Raw genomic sequence first — 446 nt, 5'->3', positions numbered from 1 at the left:
CATTAAGGGCGACCGCATGTTCGGCCTTGTCGACGCGTCCGACAATGAGATCGCGCGACCGGACCGCGACCCGAAATGGCACAAGGTGCCGCGCATCCGAACCCGGCTGTCGCCGACCCTGGAACTCGAGATTGCCGTTCCCGAGGGCAACTGGCTGGCTGCGCCAAGTATCGAGAGCGACCGCGCGGTATCGGCCTATCTCGGCTTCGAGGCCTCGATCCGGCCGTTTCGTCGCGAGAATGCCGCGCCTGACTATTCCGGCCCGCTGACGGCGGAGCGTTATCGCAAGGCGCCGATCCATCTGTTGACCACGGCTTCGCTGGCGCGCCTGAAGGCATTGCATCCGGAAGGCACCCCCGATCCGCGCCGTTTTCGTCCCAACATCGTCGTCGACATGGCGGCACTCGAAGGGTCGTTTCCGGAGACGGAATGGATCGGCCGCAAGC

At 65.0% G+C, this 446-nt stretch carries 1 pseudogene; it reads left to right on the top strand.

Features of this window, described 5'->3' with window-relative positions:
• Positions 1-446, top strand: a pseudogene (locus EN893_RS37605) (MOSC domain-containing protein); the annotation flags it as partial.

Origin of the sequence: Mesorhizobium sp. M7A.F.Ca.CA.004.04.2.1 (assembly GCF_004022825.1) — a bacterium.
In the GTDB taxonomy this organism is placed as follows: domain Bacteria; phylum Pseudomonadota; class Alphaproteobacteria; order Rhizobiales; family Rhizobiaceae; genus Mesorhizobium.
Note: the sequence above shows the minus strand (reverse complement) of the source record. Positions and strands in the feature narration are given on the sequence as shown.